Annotated in this window: 1 protein-coding gene; it reads right to left on the reverse strand. The window is 63.0% G+C overall.

What is annotated here, in order from left to right:
- The coding region (locus AC5Y5O_RS32260) for an arsenic resistance protein (protein ID WP_500028777.1) at window positions 1–386 on the reverse strand (386 nt) is incomplete at both ends.

Here is a 386-nt window from a genome sequence, read left to right on the forward strand (position 1 = left end):
GCCGGCGCGGCGTTCGAAGCATCCGCGGCGAAACGTCGCCGCAACGCCAGAGAGACGTAGACGAGGCCGACAAGCACTGGTACTTCGATGAGAGGGCCGACGACCCCGGCGAGGGCTTGCCCGGAGGTCGCCCCGTACGTCGCGATCGCAACTGCTATCGCGAGTTCAAAGTTGTTGCCGGCAGCCGTGAAAGCCAGCGTGGTTGTGCGCTGATAGCCCAAGTTGAGCGCGGCCCCCAAGAGGTATCCACCGCCCCACATGATGGCGAAGTACGCCAGCAGCGGCAAAGCGATTCGGGCGACATCGAATGGCCTGCTGGTGATTTGATCGCCCTGTAAGGCGAAGAGGATCACGATAGTGAATAGCAGGCCGTACAGGGCCCAAGG

The sequence above is a fragment of the Mycobacterium sp. NGS40 genome, assembly GCF_059812735.1.